Source organism: Abyssibacter sp. (assembly GCF_964229365.1).
Classification (GTDB): Bacteria; Pseudomonadota; Gammaproteobacteria; order Nevskiales; family OUC007; genus Abyssibacter.
Genome location: NZ_CAXRDQ010000031.1, coordinates 1 through 17,946, shown reverse-complemented (window position 1 = coordinate 17,946; position 17,946 = coordinate 1). Strand labels below are relative to the sequence as shown.

Annotated in this window: 12 protein-coding genes; 7 read left to right on the top strand and 5 right to left on the bottom strand. The window is 64.0% G+C overall.

Translation table 11 applies throughout. The annotated features are described in order from the left end of the window. Window positions 1-22: 22 nt before the first annotated feature. Both ACE1EY_RS04500 and ACE1EY_RS04495 read left to right on the top strand, forming a co-directional pair. Window positions 23-895 (top strand): VacJ family lipoprotein, encoded by an 873-nt coding sequence (locus ACE1EY_RS04500; protein ID WP_291513443.1) that lies wholly within the window; start codon window positions 23-25, stop codon window positions 893-895. Next, window positions 892-3,297, top strand: coding sequence for an efflux RND transporter permease subunit (locus tag ACE1EY_RS04495; RefSeq protein ID WP_291513442.1), 2,406 nt, complete (start codon window positions 892-894; stop codon window positions 3,295-3,297). The genes ACE1EY_RS04500 and ACE1EY_RS04495 overlap by 4 nt, the downstream gene beginning before the upstream one ends. On the opposite strand, the gene ACE1EY_RS04490 is transcribed toward ACE1EY_RS04495, so the two are convergent. Further along, entirely contained in the window at window positions 3,292-6,591 is a 3,300-nt protein-coding gene (locus ACE1EY_RS04490) for a DUF2126 domain-containing protein (protein WP_370299581.1), read from the bottom strand. The genes ACE1EY_RS04495 and ACE1EY_RS04490 overlap by 6 nt on opposite strands. Window positions 6,592-6,665: 74 nt before the next feature. Between ACE1EY_RS04490 and ACE1EY_RS04485 the strand changes: the two genes are divergently transcribed. The 3 genes from ACE1EY_RS04485 (at window position 6,666) to ACE1EY_RS04475 (ending at window position 9,877) form a co-directional block, all read left to right on the top strand. Continuing rightward, on the top strand, window positions 6,666-7,814 hold the full coding sequence (locus ACE1EY_RS04485; RefSeq protein WP_291513439.1) for a putative zinc-binding metallopeptidase: 1,149 nt from the start codon (window positions 6,666-6,668) through the stop codon (window positions 7,812-7,814). Continuing rightward, the gene (locus ACE1EY_RS04480) at window positions 7,814-8,755 is read left to right on the top strand and encodes a hypothetical protein (protein ID WP_291513438.1); all 942 of its coding nucleotides are present in this window, start codon (window positions 7,814-7,816) and stop codon (window positions 8,753-8,755) included. The genes ACE1EY_RS04485 and ACE1EY_RS04480 overlap by 1 nt, the downstream gene beginning before the upstream one ends. 66 nt (window positions 8,756-8,821) lie before the next feature. Further along, complete coding sequence (locus ACE1EY_RS04475; RefSeq protein ID WP_291513437.1) at window positions 8,822-9,877, top strand: Glu/Leu/Phe/Val dehydrogenase dimerization domain-containing protein; 1,056 nt, start codon at window positions 8,822-8,824, stop codon at window positions 9,875-9,877. Between the two features lie 108 nt (window positions 9,878-9,985). On the opposite strand, the gene ACE1EY_RS04470 is transcribed toward ACE1EY_RS04475, so the two are convergent. Further along, window positions 9,986-11,779 (bottom strand): GspE/PulE family protein, encoded by a 1,794-nt coding sequence (locus ACE1EY_RS04470; RefSeq protein ID WP_291513436.1) that lies wholly within the window; start codon window positions 11,777-11,779, stop codon window positions 9,986-9,988. Window positions 11,780-11,988: 209 nt separating this feature from the next. Between ACE1EY_RS04470 and ACE1EY_RS04465 the strand changes: the two genes are divergently transcribed. Continuing rightward, window positions 11,989-12,417, top strand: a complete 429-nt coding sequence (locus ACE1EY_RS04465; protein ID WP_291513435.1) for a protease complex subunit PrcB family protein — start codon at window positions 11,989-11,991, stop codon at window positions 12,415-12,417. A 21-nt stretch (window positions 12,418-12,438) separates the two neighbouring features. Beyond that, window positions 12,439-13,350: an acetyltransferase gene (locus ACE1EY_RS04460; RefSeq protein WP_291513434.1), complete on the top strand. Its 912-nt coding sequence runs from the start codon at window positions 12,439-12,441 to the stop codon at window positions 13,348-13,350. Window positions 13,351-13,371: 21 nt separating this feature from the next. Here ACE1EY_RS04460 and ACE1EY_RS04455 read toward each other — a convergent pair whose 3' ends face one another. From ACE1EY_RS04455 to ACE1EY_RS04445, 3 genes are all read right to left on the bottom strand, one after another. Further along, entirely contained in the window at window positions 13,372-16,047 is a 2,676-nt protein-coding gene (locus ACE1EY_RS04455) for an efflux RND transporter permease subunit (RefSeq protein ID WP_370299579.1), read from the bottom strand. Continuing rightward, a complete protein-coding gene (locus ACE1EY_RS04450; protein ID WP_291513432.1) occupies window positions 16,044-16,844 on the bottom strand; it encodes an outer membrane lipoprotein-sorting protein in 801 nt (266 codons plus the stop codon). Before ACE1EY_RS04450 ends, ACE1EY_RS04455 begins: the two co-directional genes overlap by 4 nt. 169 nt (window positions 16,845-17,013) lie before the next feature. Then, entirely contained in the window at window positions 17,014-17,874 is an 861-nt protein-coding gene (locus ACE1EY_RS04445; protein ID WP_291513431.1) for an alpha/beta fold hydrolase, read from the bottom strand. Window positions 17,875-17,946: the final 72 nt, after the last annotated feature.

Genomic DNA, 17,946 nt, shown 5'->3' with positions numbered 1-17,946 from the left:
TCCATGTCGTCAAGGAGACGCGATGCCGGCCGAGTCTGCGAGGCCACGTAGCTGGAATGACCACACCGCAAATCTGCTGCGTGCAGGGGTGGTGGCTTGTTTGTTCGCAGTGGCTAGCTGCGCCAGCCAACCGGTGGAGCCCGAGCCCGCATCCGAGCCTACGGCTTCTGCCAATCAGGCTTCCGACGCCGCCAGCGCGCCGCCAGTTCCCTCCACCGCCAAGGACATCGAGCCGACGGTCGTGGCCTACGAGGCGCCGCCTGATCCGCTGATTCGGGTGAATCGTGCAGTCTTCGCGTTTAACGATGTCACCTACCGGTATGTGATTTCGCCGGTGTCGAAAGGCTATGAAACCGTGGTTCCGCGACCCGTTCGTGCCGGTATTGGCAATGCGTTCGACAACATCAAGATGCCGATTCGCACGGTCAACTTTCTGTTGCAGGGCCGGTTCAGGGCCGCCGGCATCGACACCACGCGGTTTCTGGTTAATTCGACGGTTGGCCTGGCGGGGCTGTTCGATCCAGCCAAGGCCTGGATGGGGCTGGAGCAGGAAGACACCGGGTTTGCCGACACGCTGGATGGCTACGGCGCCGGTCAGGGCACCTTCGTCGTCCTGCCATTCTACGGACCGGCGGATCTGCGCCGCGGCTCCGGCCTGGTGGTCGACTACTTTTTGAACCCGATCCCCTACCTCGCCGAGCAACCCGAGGCGACGCTGATCAACGGATTTGACGTGCTCCAGGAGTACGGCCCTAGCGCGCAGCAGTACAAGAAGCTGCAGGAGCACGCGGAGGATCCGTACATCTTCATGCGCAACCTCTACATGCAGGGGGTGCAGCGCGATGAGGACTATCCGCGCAAGTCCCCGAATCTGCCGGACGAGGCGCAGCAATGAAGCCATCGGAGTGGCTGGTCCGCCATGCCTGGTGGGTATTGGCGGCATTCGCGGTGCTGGCGGGGGCGCTGGCTGTCTTCGCTCCCCGCTTCGAGATCAACGCCTCGGCCGAGACGCTGATCTCCGAAGGCAATCGGGACTACATCCAGGCACGGGTAGTTCAGCAGCGCTTTGCCTCCGAGGCCTTTGTCCTCGTGGCCTACGAGCCCGCCGGGCACGGTTTGTTCGACGCCGAGTCTCTGGATGATCTGCGTGTCCTGAGCCGCGACATCAGTCAGCTCGCGACGGTGAGATCCGCGCGGTCCCTGGTCAATGTTCCGCTGATTCCCGCCGATGCCTCGGTGCAGCTTTCGAGCGATTTCGACCCCGATGCCTGGTTGCTGGAGAACCGGTCGAGCAGCCCGGAGTCGTTGCGCCAGACCTTGGAAGGGCACCCGATCTACCAAGGTCTTCTGGTCAACGAAGACCTCACCGCGACAGCCATCCAGGTGCTGTTCCGCAACAACCCGGAGCTGGATCGCTTGCAGGAGCAGATTGTCGAGATTCAGTCCGGACGGCTGGAGGGCGCGCTCACCGAGGAGCAGACCGCGCAGCTAGCCCGGCTGCGTGAACAAGCGAGCCCGCTGGAAAAAGCGCAGCGCCGCGCGCGTGTTGACGATATCGCCGCCATTCGCGACCTCGCGGATGAATACCGGGACCGGGCCAATATTTACCTGGGCGGGGCCGAGGTGCTCGGTGTGGATCTGATCCGCATGGTTCGCAGCGATCTTCAGGTCTTCGGCCTGGCTGTGCTGGGGATGATCAGCCTGGTGTTGCTGCTGGTGTTTCGCCGCCTGCGCTGGGTGTTGCTGCCGCTGGTCTGCTGCGGGGTCAGCGTGATAATGACGGTGGGTTTGTTTGGCCTGCTGGGCCTCAAGGCCACGGTGATTTCCGCCAATTTCATCGCGCTGCAGCTGGTGTTGACCCTGGCGGTGGTGGTGCATTTGATCGTGCAATACCGCGAAGAAGCCGAGGCAGACCGGCAGGCCGACCAGGCCGCGCTGGTCACCCGCACGCTCCGGCGCAAGCTCGGACCATGTCTTTACGCCGGATTGACGACATCGGTGGGTTTCGCGTCGCTGCTGCTGACGGATATTGAGCCGGTTCGCGCCTTCGGCCTAATGATGATCCTGGCGATGGCGATGTCGATTCTGACCAGCCTCGTGCTATTTCCGGCGGCGATGCTGTTGTTGCGCCGGGTGGGCGGCGCCGGTGACGACCGCTGGGTACGTGGCACCGTCAATGGGCTGGCCGGCCTGTCGATTCGACGCGGCGGCGTGGTGTCGTCGGCCGCCGTTGTCATCTTCGTGCTGGCGATAGGCGGCACCTTGCTGCTGGATGTGGAAAACAGCTTCATCGACTACTTCGACGAATCCACCCGCATCCATGAGGAACTCACGTTCATCGATCAGGAGTTTGGCGGCTCGACGCCGCTGGATGTGGTCTATCACATGCCTGGTGGCGGGCCGGACAGCGGCGACCTCGTGATTCGCGCCGAAACGGTGCAAACGCTTCAGCGTCTGCAGGCGGTGATGGAGGACCAACCGGCCATGGGCACCGTGCTGTCGCTGGTCAACTTCACCGAACTGGCGCGTGCGCTCAATGGTGATCGGCCGCTGACCGAAACCGAGCTCACCGCCGTCTACTGGATGCTGGACGAGTCGATGCGGCAGAGCCTCGTGCGTGGCTATTTTTCGGAGTCCGTTGGTCACCTGCGTCTGACGGCTCGGATCAAGGACACCACCGAGGGCCTGGATCGCGGCGCGCTGCTGCAATCGCTGCGCAGCGGTTTCGAGGACCAGGGCTTGCAGGCCGATGACTACCTGATCACCGGCCTGTTCGTGCTGTATCAGGATCTGCTCGAACGCCTGTTCACCTCGCAAGCCCTGACCCTGGGCGTGGTGTTCATCGCGCTTGCCGTGGCCTTCGGCCTGATCTTCCGTTCAGTGAAGATCGCCCTGATCGCGGTGATACCCAACGTGTTGTCCGCATTTGTCGTGCTGGGGGTGATGGGCTGGGCCGGGATTTCGCTGGATTTCATGACCATCACCATTGCCGCCGTGGCAATGGGGATCGCCGTGGACGACACCATCCACTACGTGCATCGCTTTCTGGAAGAGCGCAAGGCGGGGGAGGCGCCCGACGACGCCGTCCGCGCATCGCACCGCAGCGTTGGTGCTGCGCTGATCTACACCACGCTGGTCATCGTCTGCGGATTCGCGTTGCTGGGGTTCTCTGACTTCGTGCCCAGCGTCCTGTTCGGCTTGTTATCGGCATTGGCGATGCTGGTCGCCCTGCTCACCGACCTCAGCTTGCTGCCGGTCATGCTCCGACGGTTCGCCGGCGGCCCCAAGGCGTCATGACCGGCGAAGGTCCAGGGTGGTCGGAAAATCCGGGTTGTCCGCTGCCGCGGCGAAGCGGAACGGTCCGGGCGTGTGGCCGGTGGTCTCAAATCGGGATAGCCGCCGCGACTCGGCCTCATAGGCGTTGACCGGAAAGCTGTCGTAGCTGCGGCCCGCGGGATGGGCGACGTGGTAGGTCACCCCGCCCAGTGAGCGGTGGTTCCAGGTGTCGACCAGGTCGAAGACCAGCGGGGAGTCGGCCTCCAGGGTTGGATGCAGCGCTGACCAGGGCTTCCAGGCGCGGAATCGGACGCCGGCCACGGATTCTCCGGCGCGGCCGGTAGCGGTTAACGGCACCTGCCTGCCATTGCAGGCGATGGCAAACCGATCGCCGCTCAGACCATTCACCTTGAGCTGGACCCGCTCGGTGGATGAATCCACGTAGCGTGCGGTACCGCCGCCACCCGGTTCCTCGCCCAGCGTGATCCACGGCTCCAGCGCGTGCCGCAACTCGATGGTGACGCCGCGATAGGTCACGGTGCCGTGCGCGGGAAAGCGGAACTCGAAATGTGGTGCGAACCAGGCTTCATCGAAGGCATAGCCGGCGGTGTTCAGGTCGGAGACCACATCCCGCAGGTCCTGCCAGCAGAACTCGGGGAGCAGAAAACGATCGTGCAGCGTGTGTCCGAACCGCGTCAGTGGTGCCTCGTATGGGGTCTCCCAGAACCAGGCGATGAGCGATCGCAGCAATAGCTGCTGCACCAGGCTCATCTGTGCATGCGGCGGCATTTCGAATCCGCGAAATTCGACCAGACCCAGGCGGCCGGTAGGTGAATCCGGCGAGTACAGCTTGTCGATGCAGATCTCGCTGCGGTGCGTGTTGCCGGTGAGGTCGGTGAGCAGATGCCGAAGGATGCGATCGACCAGCCAAGGCGGAGCGTCCTCGCCCTTGCTCGGCAGTTCGGACAAGGCGATCCCCAGCTCGTACAGCGCATCATCGCGGGCCTCGTCGACTCGCGGCGATTGCGAGGTTGGTCCGATGAACAAGCCCGAGAACAGATAGGACAGGCTGGGGTGGTTCTGCCAGTAGCGGATGAGGCTTCCGAGCAGATCCGGACGGCGCAGGAAGGGGCTGTCAGCGGTGGTTGCTCCGCCCAGCACCACATGGTTGCCGCCGCCTGTTCCGACAGCACGGCCGTCGATGAGGAACTTCTCGGTGCCCAGACGGCACTGCCGTGCGTCCTCGTACAGGCCGAAAGTCTGCTGTTTCATGGCCTCCCAGTCCGCCACCGGCTGCACGTTCACCTCGATGACACCGGGGTCTGGCGTGACGGATAGCTTGTCCAATCGTGGATCAGGGGGCGGGGAATAGCCTTCGATGCGGACCGGCATATCCAAGGTCTTCGCGGTGGCCTCGATGGCCGCGATCAGATCCAGATAGTCCTGGGCATTCTGCGTGGGCGGCATGAACACATTCAGGCGGCCATCGCGGGGTTCGACCGTTAACGCCGTGCGAACGGGGCCGGATTCGCTGGCCGGGGGCTGCGGCGAGGGCGAGCGGTCCGTGGGCGTGGCACGGTGCGACGGATGGACCATCTGCGCCGGGCGCTCCAGCGGCGGTTGCGGCTCGGTCGGGTCGTCGGGGACCACCTGCGGGTAGACGTCCTCCGGCACCCACGGCAGGGCTTCCAGCGGCAGGCGGAATCCGATAGGCGAATCCCCCGGCAGCAGGAACAGGTGGCGGGTGCGGGTTTTCCACAGTTCGGAAATCCATGGCTTGCCAGCCTTGGAGTTCTGCCGCTGGACCGGGAGCACAAAACCGCGAGGCGTACGCAGCCCGCGCTCGAACACCTTGGCCAGCCGCGTGCGTTCTTCAACGTCATCCAGCCGGGAGTCCATCGGGTCCACGTTTTCGGGCAGCCCGCGCTCCTTGCGGATGTAGTGCCACGGGTCTTCGTAGACCGGTTGGACGAAGTCGTCGGACAGCCCGATCTTGTCGGCCAGGCCGGCGGTCAGCGCCTTGGCAGCCGCGACCAGCGCCTCGTCGGGCTGATCGACGGGGGTGTCGGAGAGCGGCTGCTCGAGAATCGGCTTGCCGTCGCGCCGCAGGTATAGCGAGTAGGCCCAGCGTGGCAGGGATTCGCCCGGATACCATTTGCCCTGCCCGAAGCTCATCAGGCCCTCGGGGGCGATGCGCTCCGCCAGCCGGCCGATGAGTTGCCGAGCACGGGCCTCCTTGGTGGGACCCACGGCGGCTGTGTTCCATTCGGCGGATTCGAAATCGTCGATGGAGACAAACGTCGGTTCGCCGCCTTGTGTCAGACGTACGTCATGCTCGGCCAGCGTTTCGTCGACCGCCTGCCCCAGCGTGTCGATGCTGGCCCATTGTTCATCGGTGTAGGGCTTGGTGACTCGCGGTGTCTCGACAATCCGCTGCACCGACATCGCATGCTCGAATTCGACCTCGCAGGGTTCCATGCCTCCGGTGACGGGCGCTGCGGACGAGGGTTCCGGCGATGCCGTGAGCGGGATGTGGCCTTCGCCGCAGAACAGGCCGGAGGTGGAGTCCAGTCCGACCCAGCCGGCGCCGGGCAAGAACACCTCACACCAGGCATGCAGATCGGTGAAATCAACTTCGGTGCCGCTGGGGCCGTCCAGCGATTTCACGTCGGGGGTTAGCTGGATCAGATAGCCGGAGCAGAAACGTGTGGCGTAACCCATGTGGCGCAGCAGCTGCGCCAGCAGCCAGGCCGAGTCGCGGCAGGAGCCGCGCCCCTTCGCCAGCGTGTCTTCCGGCGTCTGCACGCCTGGCTCCATGCGGATGACATAGTCGATTTCGTTGGCAATGTGCTGGTTCAGCGCGACCAGGAAGTCGATCGTGCGCATCGGCTTGCGCGGCTCCATCGCGTTGAGCAGACCGACAAAGCGGCGGCCGAGATGCGATGCCGGCAGCGGTGTGTCCAGATATGGCGCCAGATCTTCGGCCAGCGCATCGGAGTAGACGAACGGGACCTCTTCGGCCCAGTCCTCGATGAAGAAGTCGAATGGATTGAACACTGCCAGATCGGCGAGCAGATCCACCTCGATCTCGAAGTGATCGACCTTCTCGGGAAAGACGACCCGCGCCTGCCAGTTGTTGTGCGGGTCCTGCTGCCAGTTCAGAAAATGCGGCTGCGGGCGGACATTCAGCGAATAGCTTTGCACCGGCGTGCGCGTATGCGGCGCGGGTCGCAGGCGAATGATCTGGGGCGTGAGTTTGACCGGGCGATCGTATCGATACGTGGTGCGATGATTCAGCGCGACAACGATGCTCATGGACGGTCCAGTCGGCGTTCGGGTGAAGGGGATAATGATCTACCGGCAGGCAACATGATGCACAATCTGCACCCATGCAAACCTTCCACTGTGTCTGCGGCAACACGATTTTCTTCAAGAACACACGCTGTGAGGCTTGTGAACGCCGGCTTGCGTTCCTGCCGGACGAACGCCGGATGTCCGCGGTGGAGAGCGCCGGCGGCGGGCGCTGGAAGTCTCCAGATGGCAAGAACTACCGCCGTTGCCGCAATTATCGCAAGTTCGACATCTGCAACTGGATGGTTCCGGCCGACGATCCGGAGCCGTACTGCTTGTCCTGCCGGCTGACCGAGCACGCGCCGGATCTGGACGATGCGCGCCAGCGTCTATATGCGTACCGCTTGGAGTCTGCCAAGCGTCATCTGTTGTACACGATGTTGCAGTTGGGTTTGCCGGTACGCACCAAGGCCGAAGACCTGGAGTGGGGGCTGGCCTTTCGTTTCGAGACCGACCGCGATCCGGACACCGAGTTCGTCCACCCGGTAGAAGACGCTGAAACGGTCTGGACCGGCCATGCCAATGGCACGATCACCATCAACCTGGCCGAGGCTGATCATGTTGCGCGCGAGCGCATGCGCGTGCAGATGAAGGAGCGGTATCGCACGTTGCTGGGGCATTTTCGGCATGAGATCGGCCATTACTACTGGGCGCTGCTGATTGACGGCACCGATTTGCATGACCGCTACCGCGACGTGTTCGGGGACGAGCGCCAGGACTACGCCAAGACCATGCAGCGCTACTACAAGCGGGGGGCACCGCGGGACTGGAACGAGCGTTTCATCAGCCCCTACGCCAGCTCTCATCCCTGGGAAGACTGGGCCGAGTCCTTCGCCCACTATCTGCACATGATCGATACGCTGGGCACGGCCAACGATTTCGGGTTTGTGGTTCAGGGGCGCCTGATTCCACCGGCCCCGTATCCGGACGCGGCGCTGGCCGCGACGCCCTTTGACGAGCTTCTTCACCTGTTCGTGCACCTGAGTATTGGGCTCAACGCCATTAGCCGGTCCATGGGCGTCGCGGATCTGTACCCGTTCGTGTTGTGTCATCCGGCCAAGGAGAAGCTTCGATTTGTGCATGAGGTGATTCACGCGCGGTCGTCCCATCGGGGGGTGGATCAGATGTCCCTGTTCGAGGCTCGGGCAGCGATGGACCAGACGCAGACTGCCGCGGACGTTCGCTAATGCTGTTCAAGTTCGTTGAAGACCCCGCGCAGAACCTGGCGCTGAACATGATCAACACGGCAAGCCGCTCAATCGGCGAGGGCATCGAAGCCACGCTGATCAAGTACAAGTGGGAGCAGGCCGGGTTCGACGAGCGTTCGCTGGCTGCCGCGCTGGCAGCGCTGCTCGATGAAGACTGGCTGGAGATTCATCATCCCAAGGATGAACCGATGCTTCGGTTCTCGCCCAAGGCTTACGAGGACTTCGTCCGCAACAACGTCTACGGCGACCTGGTCGATGATTTGCCGGAGCGCATCAGTGACCCCGCCGAGCGGCCGTTGTCCGAATACGAGCTGCGAAGCGCGGTGCTGGATATCTATCATGAGCTGTCGCTGGGTCTGCGAGGACAGGTGTTGTCGTCCACCTTGGCGCGATTCTGGCGCGAAGCAGACAGGCGGGCCGAAGACTTGCGCGCCGCCCTGGATATCCTGCTGCGCGATGGCTACCTGGAGATCGTTAGGCGTGAATTCGATACCCAGTTCCGCCTGACCGCCTCCGGCGCTGCGTACATGCAGCCGCCGCCTCCCCCTGATGCATTGCGGGCGCAGATGCAACCGGCGGACCCTGCGGTCCGGCACTGCCCCCGGCCGTCGGACCGGGCGCTGAGCCGGCACCTGGTCACACGAATAGGTTCGCCTAACGAAGCCTTCGATTTCGAGGCCATGGTGGCCTTGTGGCGAAGCGATGGACTGCACCGGGACTGGCTGCTGCTGAGCTGCGAACTATTGCTCAAGCGTGGCTATCTCGAGGTCGCAGCCGCCGCGCCGCTGGGCCTGCAGCTGACCGCCCGTGGCCTGTCGCTTCGAGAGCACGCCACGCACCCGGTGCGTCGCCTGCGGACTAAACTGGCGATCAAACAAGCCGCCGACGATTTGCGCAAAGCCCTCGAGGTGCCCGCGTAGCCACAAACCGGGTATTTCCTGCGAGGCATGCGATAATCCGCGCCCCTTTTTTCCGGTGCCGGCCTCATGTCCGTGTTCGACCATCCCGAATTTGATCAGCACGAATGCGTGCACTTCGTCCACGACGAGGCTTCGGGACTCCGGGCAATTATCGCCGTACACAATACCGTCCGTGGTCCGGCGTTGGGTGGCTGCAGGATGTGGCCTTACGCGTCCAGCGCCGATGCTCTGACCGATGTGCTGCGGCTGTCGCGTGGCATGACCTACAAGTCGGCGATGGCGAATATCGATCTCGGCGGGGGCAAATCCGTGATCATCGGCGATGCCCGCCAGATGAAATCGGATGCCCTGGTGCGAGCGATGGGCCGTGCGGTCGACCGGCTTGGCGGTCTGTACATTGCCGCGGAGGATTCCGGAACCTCCGTCGAAGACCTGCGCCGGATGGGCGAGGTCACCGCGCATGTTGGCGGCGTTATTGAGCGGCCTGGCCCCGGTGGCGAGCCCCACAGCGGCGATCCCTCTCCAGCCACCGCCCTGGGCGTGTTCCATGGCCTGGCGGCCGCGGTGCGGTTTCAGTTGCAACGCGACGACCTAGAGGGTGTCCGCGTGGCGATTCAGGGGGTGGGCAATGTCGGTTACCGGCTGGCCGGCCACCTGCATGCGGCAGGCGCCAAGCTCGTCGTCGCCGATATCCACCAGCCCAATATTGATCGTGTGGTCGAGGCTTACGGCGCCGATGTCGTGCCCGTGGCCGAGATCGATGCGCAGGCCGTGGATGTATTTGCTCCCTGTGCGCTGGGTTCGGCGATCAATGCCGCCACGTTGTCGCGTTTGCAGGCCAAGGTCATTGCCGGTGCGGCGAACAACCAGCTGGACCGCCGTGCCCACGATCAGGCGCTGCTGGACCGAGGCATCCTCTACGCGCCGGACTACGTGATCAATGCCGGCGGCATCATCGATATCTTCTACGAGCGTACCGGCTACACCTGGGACAAGGTGGAGCGGCACCTGCGTGGCATTGGGGATACGGTGACAGAAGTCTTCGAACGTTCGCGCCGCGACGGTGTGCCGACCGGGCAGGTGGCCGACCTGATCGCGGAATCGCGGTTTCGGCGCGTTTAGGGAAACTCTGATCTAGTCACACCGCGAAGTGCACTCCGAATGGAGCGGGCCGGTTTCCAGGTGGCCACTCGTCGGCTAGACAGCCCGGTGTTTCCCGAGCGAGCGCTATCAGCCGCTGTGTAACGCGGTGGGCGCGACCTTCAGCACCTCATCCAGGCTGGTTGCGCCCTGGGCAACCTTGACGGCGCCGCTGATGCGTAGCGGGCGGGTGCCTTCGCGCACTGCGAGCCGGCGCAGTTGCTCCAGGTCCAGATCGTCCTGCACCGCCTCGGTCAGGGTGTCGTTCATTTCCATGACTTCGTAAAGCCCGACCCGGCCCTGGTAGCCCGTTTTGCGGCACTCCGGACAGCCGACCGGCTCGTAGGCGGTTTCCGGCGCGGTGAGCGTGTGGCCAACCGTTAATGCCCCCCATTTGGCCGCATCAACCGCCGCAGGCTGCTTGCATTCGGGGCACAGTTGACGCGTGAGCCGCTGCGCGACCACGCCCAGCAGCGTGGCGCGGATCAGATAGGCCGGAATACCCAGTTCGGTCAGCCGGGTGATGGCCGACGGTGCATCGTTCGTGTGCAAGGTGGACAGCACCAGATGGCCCGTGAGTGCAGCCTGGATCGCGATTTCGGCGGTTTCCAGATCACGAATCTCGCCGACCATGACGATGTCCGGATCCTGGCGCAGCACCGTGCGCACGCCAGAGGCGAAGGTCACGTCGATCTTCGGCTGGACCTGCATCTGGTTGAAGCTGGGCTCGACCAGTTCGATAGGGTCCTCGATAGTGCAGATGTTCACCTCGGGCGTCGCCAGATGCTTGAGCGTCGAATAGAGGGTCGTGGTCTTGCCCGAGCCGGTGGGGCCGGTGACCAGCACGATGCCGTTGGGCCGCGTCGTCATCCGTGTCCACCGCTCCTGATCCGACGGCTCGAAGCCCAGCGCGTCGAAATTTCGGACCAGGATGTCGGGGTCGAACACCCGCATGACCAGCTTTTCGCCGAAGGCCGTCGGCATGGTCGACAGGCGTAGTTCGACCTCGCGGCCCTCCGGGCTCCGGGTTTTGATCCGGCCGTCCTGCGGCCGTCGTTTCTCGGCCACGTTCATCCGCCCGAGGATCTTGACGCGGCTGGTCACCGCCGTCATGACGGAGGGCGGGATCTCGTACACCGAGTGCAGGACGCCGTCGATGCGAAAGCGGATCCGCCCTCCATTGCGACGCGGCTCCATGTGAATGTCGCTGGCGCGCTGCTCGAAGGCGTACTGCAACAACCAGTCGACGATGTTGACCACATGGCTGTCGTTGGCATCGAGCTGTCCACGCCGACCGAGGTCCATCAGCTGTTCGAGGCTGTGGAAGGCGGGGTTGGTGCCCTGGCCGGAGCGTTCCTGTTCGCTGGCCGTCACCGAATGCGACAGCGCGTAGAACTCGATCAGATAGCGCTCGATGTCTTCCGGGTTCGCGACCACCCGGCGCACCTTGCGACCGGAGACCTTGGCCAGGTCGGTTTCCCAGTCGCGCTCGCTGGGATCGGCCGTGGCCACGGTGATGTGATCGTCATCGACCCGAATCGGCAGGATGCCGGCGCGGGCGGCGTACGCGTAGGGGACAACCGATGTGACCTGCCGACTGTCGATGCGCAACGGATCGATGCGGTAGTACTCCAGGTCGTGACGGTCGGCCGACCAGTGCGTCAGGGCTTCCAGCGTCAACACCCGCTCGGGATCATCGGCGCGAGCCAGCCCGGCCGCGGCGATCGCCGTCAGAGGATGCCGCGGTTGCTCCGCGTTGGCCTCGGCGCGCAGTACCTGCTCGGCGTCAGCACGGGTCAGAATGCCGTCGTCAACCAGCGTGCGCAGCGTATCCTGTAGTTTCGAGCGGTCGAATCGGGCGCGACGGGCGACGGAAGTGTTCATGCGATAACGCTACCACCGCCCAGCCGTTCTGCCTATGCTGCGCGCTCGGAGCCGTCCAGGCGGAAAAATTCGCTGAAACAACGGTGTTCTCGGTGGAAATCGGCCGTGGTGTCGGTTACCGTTTTTCCATGCGAATCAACATTTCAGGCGCAGTCTCGCGCGTCGGCGTGCCGGCGCTCGCGCTGGCGTGCCTTGGCGGGTGCGGACTGATGAAAAAAATACCGGAGCCGGAAGATGTCCGAGTCTCCGAAATCCGGCGGTCCATCCATTGCGGCACCGAGCAGCGCCACGCGGCCTTGTCGTACTTTCCGACGCCCGAGGACTGGATCGGCTGGCAGGCTGAACGCGGACTGGAAATCGTCCCGCCGGAGAAGCTGCCGAGCGGGCCGTTGTTGCTGCTGGAGATGGGTGAACGGCGGACGGGCGGCTACTTTATCGAGCCGAAAACCGATGCGACCATCGACCGCGACCGGGTGATGTGGCTGGCCGGAGAATGGATCAAACCGGGCAAGGACCGCATGGTCACGCAGATGCTCACCAGCCCCTGCGTGCTGCTGTCCATACCGCCCCGCGACTATCGGGGCTTCCGCATTATCGATCAGAATGAAGAGCTTCGGTCCAGCCTGGATTTGGACTAGCCGCGGCGCAAGGACGACACCATGTATCGACTGATTGCGCATCTGCGCGGCGTCTCGCTGCTGCTGCTGGTTTCTGCGCAGACCATATTGATGGGTACGGCGATCTTTCTGATCATGCCGCTCAAGTTCGTCACCACGGGGCGGCTGCGTTCTCGGGTCGTGTCGGTGATGGAGTGGATTGCGCACCGCGGTTGGTGTTCTTTGAACGGCTGGCTGATGCGCCACTTGCTCCCGACTCGATGGACCATTCGCGGGGACGCGAAGATCACCAGGGATCGCACTTACCTGCTGATCGCGAATCATCGGAGCTGGAACGATCTGTTCGCGATGATGGTGGCGTTCACCGATCGCGTGCCACCGTACAAGGTGTTCATCAAACAGCAGTTGATCTGGCTGCCGGTGGTTGGCCAGGTGGTCTGGGCCATCGATTTCCCGTTCATGAAGCGTTACACCCGTGAGCAGGTCCGCGCCAACCCCAACCTCAAGGGGCGGGACGTCGAGACAACGCGACGGATGTTCGCGCGCTACGGCGACCGCCAGGTGACGATCTTCAATTTCGTTGAAGGCACCCGCATCACCGAGGCCAAGCATGCCGCGCAGCAATCGCCTTACAAGCACTTGCTCAAACCCAAGGCGGGCGGCGTGGCCTATGCGATCAGGGCCATCGGCAACAAGCTCGATGCCGTGCTCGACGTGACGTTCTTCTACGTCGGCGGCCCGTGGTCATTCTGGGATTTGTTCTGTGGGCGCATTCCGGAAGTGATCATCGATGTGCGCGAAGTTCAGGCGCCTGCCGCGATCGGCCAGGGTGATTACAACGCGGATGATGGAGCGCGCCAGACCACGCAGGAGTGGATCACTGGGATCTGGCGTGACAAGGATGCGTTGCTGGAGCAGCTGACACAGGAAACGGGCGCGCCGGGACGCCGATAGGCGCGTCTGTGGTGCGCGCGCCTAGTCGCAGGCGTGTTCGGCGATCTGCCGGGTCGCTCTGGCGAGCCGTTCGGCCTGAATGCTGTTGAGGTTGCGGTAAACCAGTGACGCGACCCGCGGATGGCGCCGGCGTAGCCGCTCCAGATCGTCGGTGTCGAAATCCAGCACCCGCAGATCGGTCACCGCGGTGACATTTGCCGTGCGCCGGGTAGAGAAGTAGCCGGTTTCGCCCAGCGTGGTTCCGCGACCGACACGGTTGATCTCGACCTCGTCCCCGTTTCGGTCCACCCATACGCGTGCCGTGCCGTCGACGATGACGTAGATGTCGCGCGCCAGATCCCCTTCGCGGATGAAGCGTGTGCCGGCATCAATTGTTCTCAGGTTGGAGAGCAGGGCGAAGACCCGAGCCTGCCGCGGTGACATATCGGCCAGCAGCGGGATGCTTTTCTGTGGCGTGTTGCCAAGATCGACCCGCAGCACATCCCACAACGTGACCACATCCGCGCGCAGGCCGACTACCGGTGCAACGGTGAGATCGCAAAGCCAGGCGATGGCAAGTGTGGATGCAGCCAGCCAGCCGAATAACACCTGTGATTGAAACGGGCTGATTGTCAGCGTCAGAAAGCCGATGCAGGTCGCCAGCGTGGTCAGCGTGACCGGGCGGATCACATCGCGCAGTGCTTGTTCCGTGGCCTGCCGGGCGTTGGCACGTTCGCGTGCATGGTGGTTAAAGCGCACCAGGTAGTGGAGCGTGTCGTCGACCGCGATCCCGAGCACGATGCAGGCGACCAGCGCGGTGGTCGGGCCAAGCGGCATGCCGGTCCATCCGATCAAGCCGAAGAACAGCGCCACCGGCACCATGTTCGGCAGCATTGCGAACGCGGCCGCGCGGAGCGACGCGAACACCACGGACAGAATCGCGAAGATCGCGCCAAAGGCGGCGAGGAACGAGATTGCCTGCCCGCCCGTGAGCTTGTTGACGGTCCGGGCGAAGGTGACGGCGTTGCCGGTGAGCTGGATGTCGAGACCAGGCGGAAAGCTGGCCAGGCGCTGCTCGACCCGTTCGACCAGCTCGGTGATCTCGCGGGTGTTCTGCACGGCAGTGCCGATATGAATCCGGGTCTCTGAGAATTGCAGGTTCGTGTAGTCGTACACGTCGTCCGGCGCAGCGGCGATGATCAGCTGCTTGGCCAGGATTGGATTGGTTGGCAGGGCGTCCGAGCGCGGCACACCGCCAAATTGCACGTTCAGCTCTTCCAGAATATTGGTCAGCCCATAGCTGCCCTGAATCTCGGGTTGGTCGACCAGCCAATCCTGCAGGCGGGCCATGGCCCGAAGCAGATCGGGTTGGAGCACGGCGCCGGGCGTCGATGTGCGGATCATCACCGAGAAACCGGTCGTGCTCCACAGCGCATCGGTCACGGTGGCGTAGTCCTGCCGCACGACGTCGTGGTCCGGCAGGTCGTCAACCAGATTGGCATCGGTTTCCAGGCGCAGGGCACCGAGCAGTCCGACGATCAGGCAGAGCACGGCAATCCTGAGCACCCAGCGGCCGAAGCGGGCATTCCAGGCGGCCAGGCGGGTCGCGAGGGCCTCCAGGATGCGGTCCATGGGCCGTCCGGCATTCGGGCAGGCACCCAGCAGGCTCATGGCGGCCGGTGACCAGTAGCGGGTGATCAGCGCGCTGGAGGCGACCCCCAGGGCCGAGGCGAGCGCAAAGCTGCGAATCGCAGGTGTTGGGTGAACGGCCAGGGCGAGCAACCCCACCGCTGTCGTGAGGGCGGTGACCAGCAATGGCAGGGCAATGGCCTTAGCGCCTTGGTCGGCGTCGTCATGGTGATCAGTGGCTGACAGAAGATGCATCTGATAGGCAACGGTCAGTGTCGCCACCAGGGGTACGATCAACGTGGTCACCAGGTTCAGGGTGCCGCCGATCAGGGCCAATGCCGTCAGGGCCGCGATCACGGCCAAGGTGACGGATGCCACGGCGACCAGCACCAGCCGGATACAGCGGAAGGCGACCAGCAGCACGATCACGAAGGCCAGCGCGAGCAGCGGTAACACCTGCTGCAACTGCGTCTGCAGGCTCGAGGAAATCGCATGGCTGACCAACGGCCCGCCGGTGGCTGCGATGCTCAGCGGCGTGCTGCCGGCTGCCGCCCGTGCGGTATCGACCAGGATGAGGGCGCGCGCCTGGGCGTCCGACGAAGTAATGTTCGGCGCGAATGTGATGTGGATACCCGCCGCTCGGTGATCGGCAGATACAAGGCGACCGGTGATCAGCGGATGGTCCAGCAGGGTGTTCAGCGGCACGCGCGACTGCGCATCGGCATCCTCCAGCCAGCCACGAATCGACAGTAGCTCCACGCTGTCGTCATAGCTGACCGGAATCTGGATTGTGGTCAGGGAGCGCACCGCGGCGCCGTTGGCCTGTTCCTCCAGCAACGTCGTGATCCGATCGACGGCCGTCAGCTGAGCTGCTGTGAGCGGGGAATCTGCCGTCAGCAGGATCATCAGTTCCTCACGCCGCCGATCCGCAGGCGAGAGGTCGGATGGATCGATGAGCGCTTCGGTGCTGGGATTGAAGCGCAAGCCGCCCAGCTCAGCCCAGGCGAGCCAGCCACAGGCAGTGCAGGCGAGCAGCAGAACGGCCAGCACGCCGATGGCGGGTCGGCCCAACGCCCGGGGTGATTTCAATCGATGGTCTCGTAGCCGCGGGGATGGAAGGCGCGCCGCGGTATCGACTCGTCGAATTCAACGCGCGACAACTCCACCAGCGTCCGGCTTCCGGTCTGCCGGTTGTGCATGGTCATGCTGCGCGCAAAGTGGTGGTTACCGGCCTGCTCGATGCTTTCGGGGTCGACCTCCAACTCCCTGACGAGCGTATCGGAGCCGTCATAGAACTGCGCATGCAGCGGCACGCAATGCGTCTGCTCCAGTGCCATCTCCACCCGCGCATAAGTTGCTTCACTCGCTTCGGGCGGAATCACGCTCAACCGGTAGACGGGGCGATCGGCGACGGTTTCATCGTCCACCCGTGTGACATCGCCGCCACTGACGGCGCCCAGCAGTTGGCGAATGTCGGCGTAGGTGAAGTCTGTCCCCCACAGACTTTGCGTGGAGGCATTGCCGGTGACGCGGCGTGACCGGTTGAGCGCGGGCACATAGGTGAACATCGTGTCCTTTGGCCCCGCATTGGAGAGCACCAGAAAGGCCATGCCGCTGAGGTCGGGTGGGTTGCGAACCTTCAGATTCGCATCCACGCCATGTTCGCTTTTCTGCGCCACCATGCGCACGTACAGGGTGCGGGCGTCGCCGTCCTCACGAACGGTCTCCAGCTTCGCATCCTGCTTGAAGGTTTGCTGCGGCGCATTGGCGCGCGCGCAGGTGACGATGTCGTCCGCCGACAGGGCGCTGGTGTCTTGAGCTGCCAGCGGTGACGTCAGCAGCACCATCGCCGTGAGTGCCAAGCTGCGCCAAGGTTGATTGATCATGGACATGCTCCGGACGGTAGCGCCGGGGGGCGCGGTGTCAAGCGAGCGGGCCGGGAGCTGCGATCAGCCTGGCAGCGGTTTCGCTTTGCTGGGCGCGGCCACCCGGTTTGGTGTTGCGCAGTTTCCAACGTGACGGTGGGACATGCGCGCGGCACAGGGTGCTGTGCTTTCACTCAATTGGGTCTTTGGCCGGGCGCGTTTCGGGGCCGTCCAGCGTTGCGGTCAGCCACTTCGCTACCTCCGCCCAACCGGCCACAGCTGAGGGCCGGAAAAAATCGAAATGACCCAGCGCATCGATACCCCAGTCGCTGGGCGCGCGTTCGATGACCTCGCATTGTGCCTGGGCGTAGAAGCTCGCGAGCTCGTGTACCGCGCGGGGCGGCGCGTATTGCTGATCATCCTCGATCAGGTAGAAGCGGGCCGTGCCGGTCCATTGCGTAAAGCCGGCACGCAGCGGGTTGCCTTGTGTATCGGCGATGTAATGCGGGCCGCGGCACCAGCGCGCCCATTCGCGTACGACGCCACCGGGTAGCGAGTCCGGTCCGAGCAGGCCACCTGGAATATCGCGGCGCACTGCCAGAATGGCGGGCAGGACAACATGCATCATGGACCACATCCATGGCTTGTATGGCCAATCCCAAAGCCGCCAGTGGCCGGATTGGGCGGAGATGCCAAGCAAGGCTTTGACGTGATGATTGTTCCCGCAAAGTCCCAGCGCCTGACCACCAAAGGAATGGCCGATCACCGCTACCGGGCCTCCGGAAGCGGCGTACTCGATCGCTGAGGCCAGGTCCTGTTCCGCCCAGGTGCGCATGCCGAAGTGATGGCGTGGCGAGTCCTTGGAGGCACCGATACCGCGATAGTCGAACGTGAGCGTCGATAGCCCGCATTCGGCCAAGTAGGCCGCGAAACGCGCGTAAAAACGCTGGGGTACTCCCGTTGCACCGGCGACCACCACACGGCAGGGTCCTGCGCCGAACCGGTGGGCGGCGAGGACGGTGCCGTCCGAGGCTGTCAATGCGATGCTCATCGGTGCAGAACATACACCGCGTGGCGGTGGCAGATGAGCATTGCAGAGAAGAAGTCCGGCAGCGATGCGGCC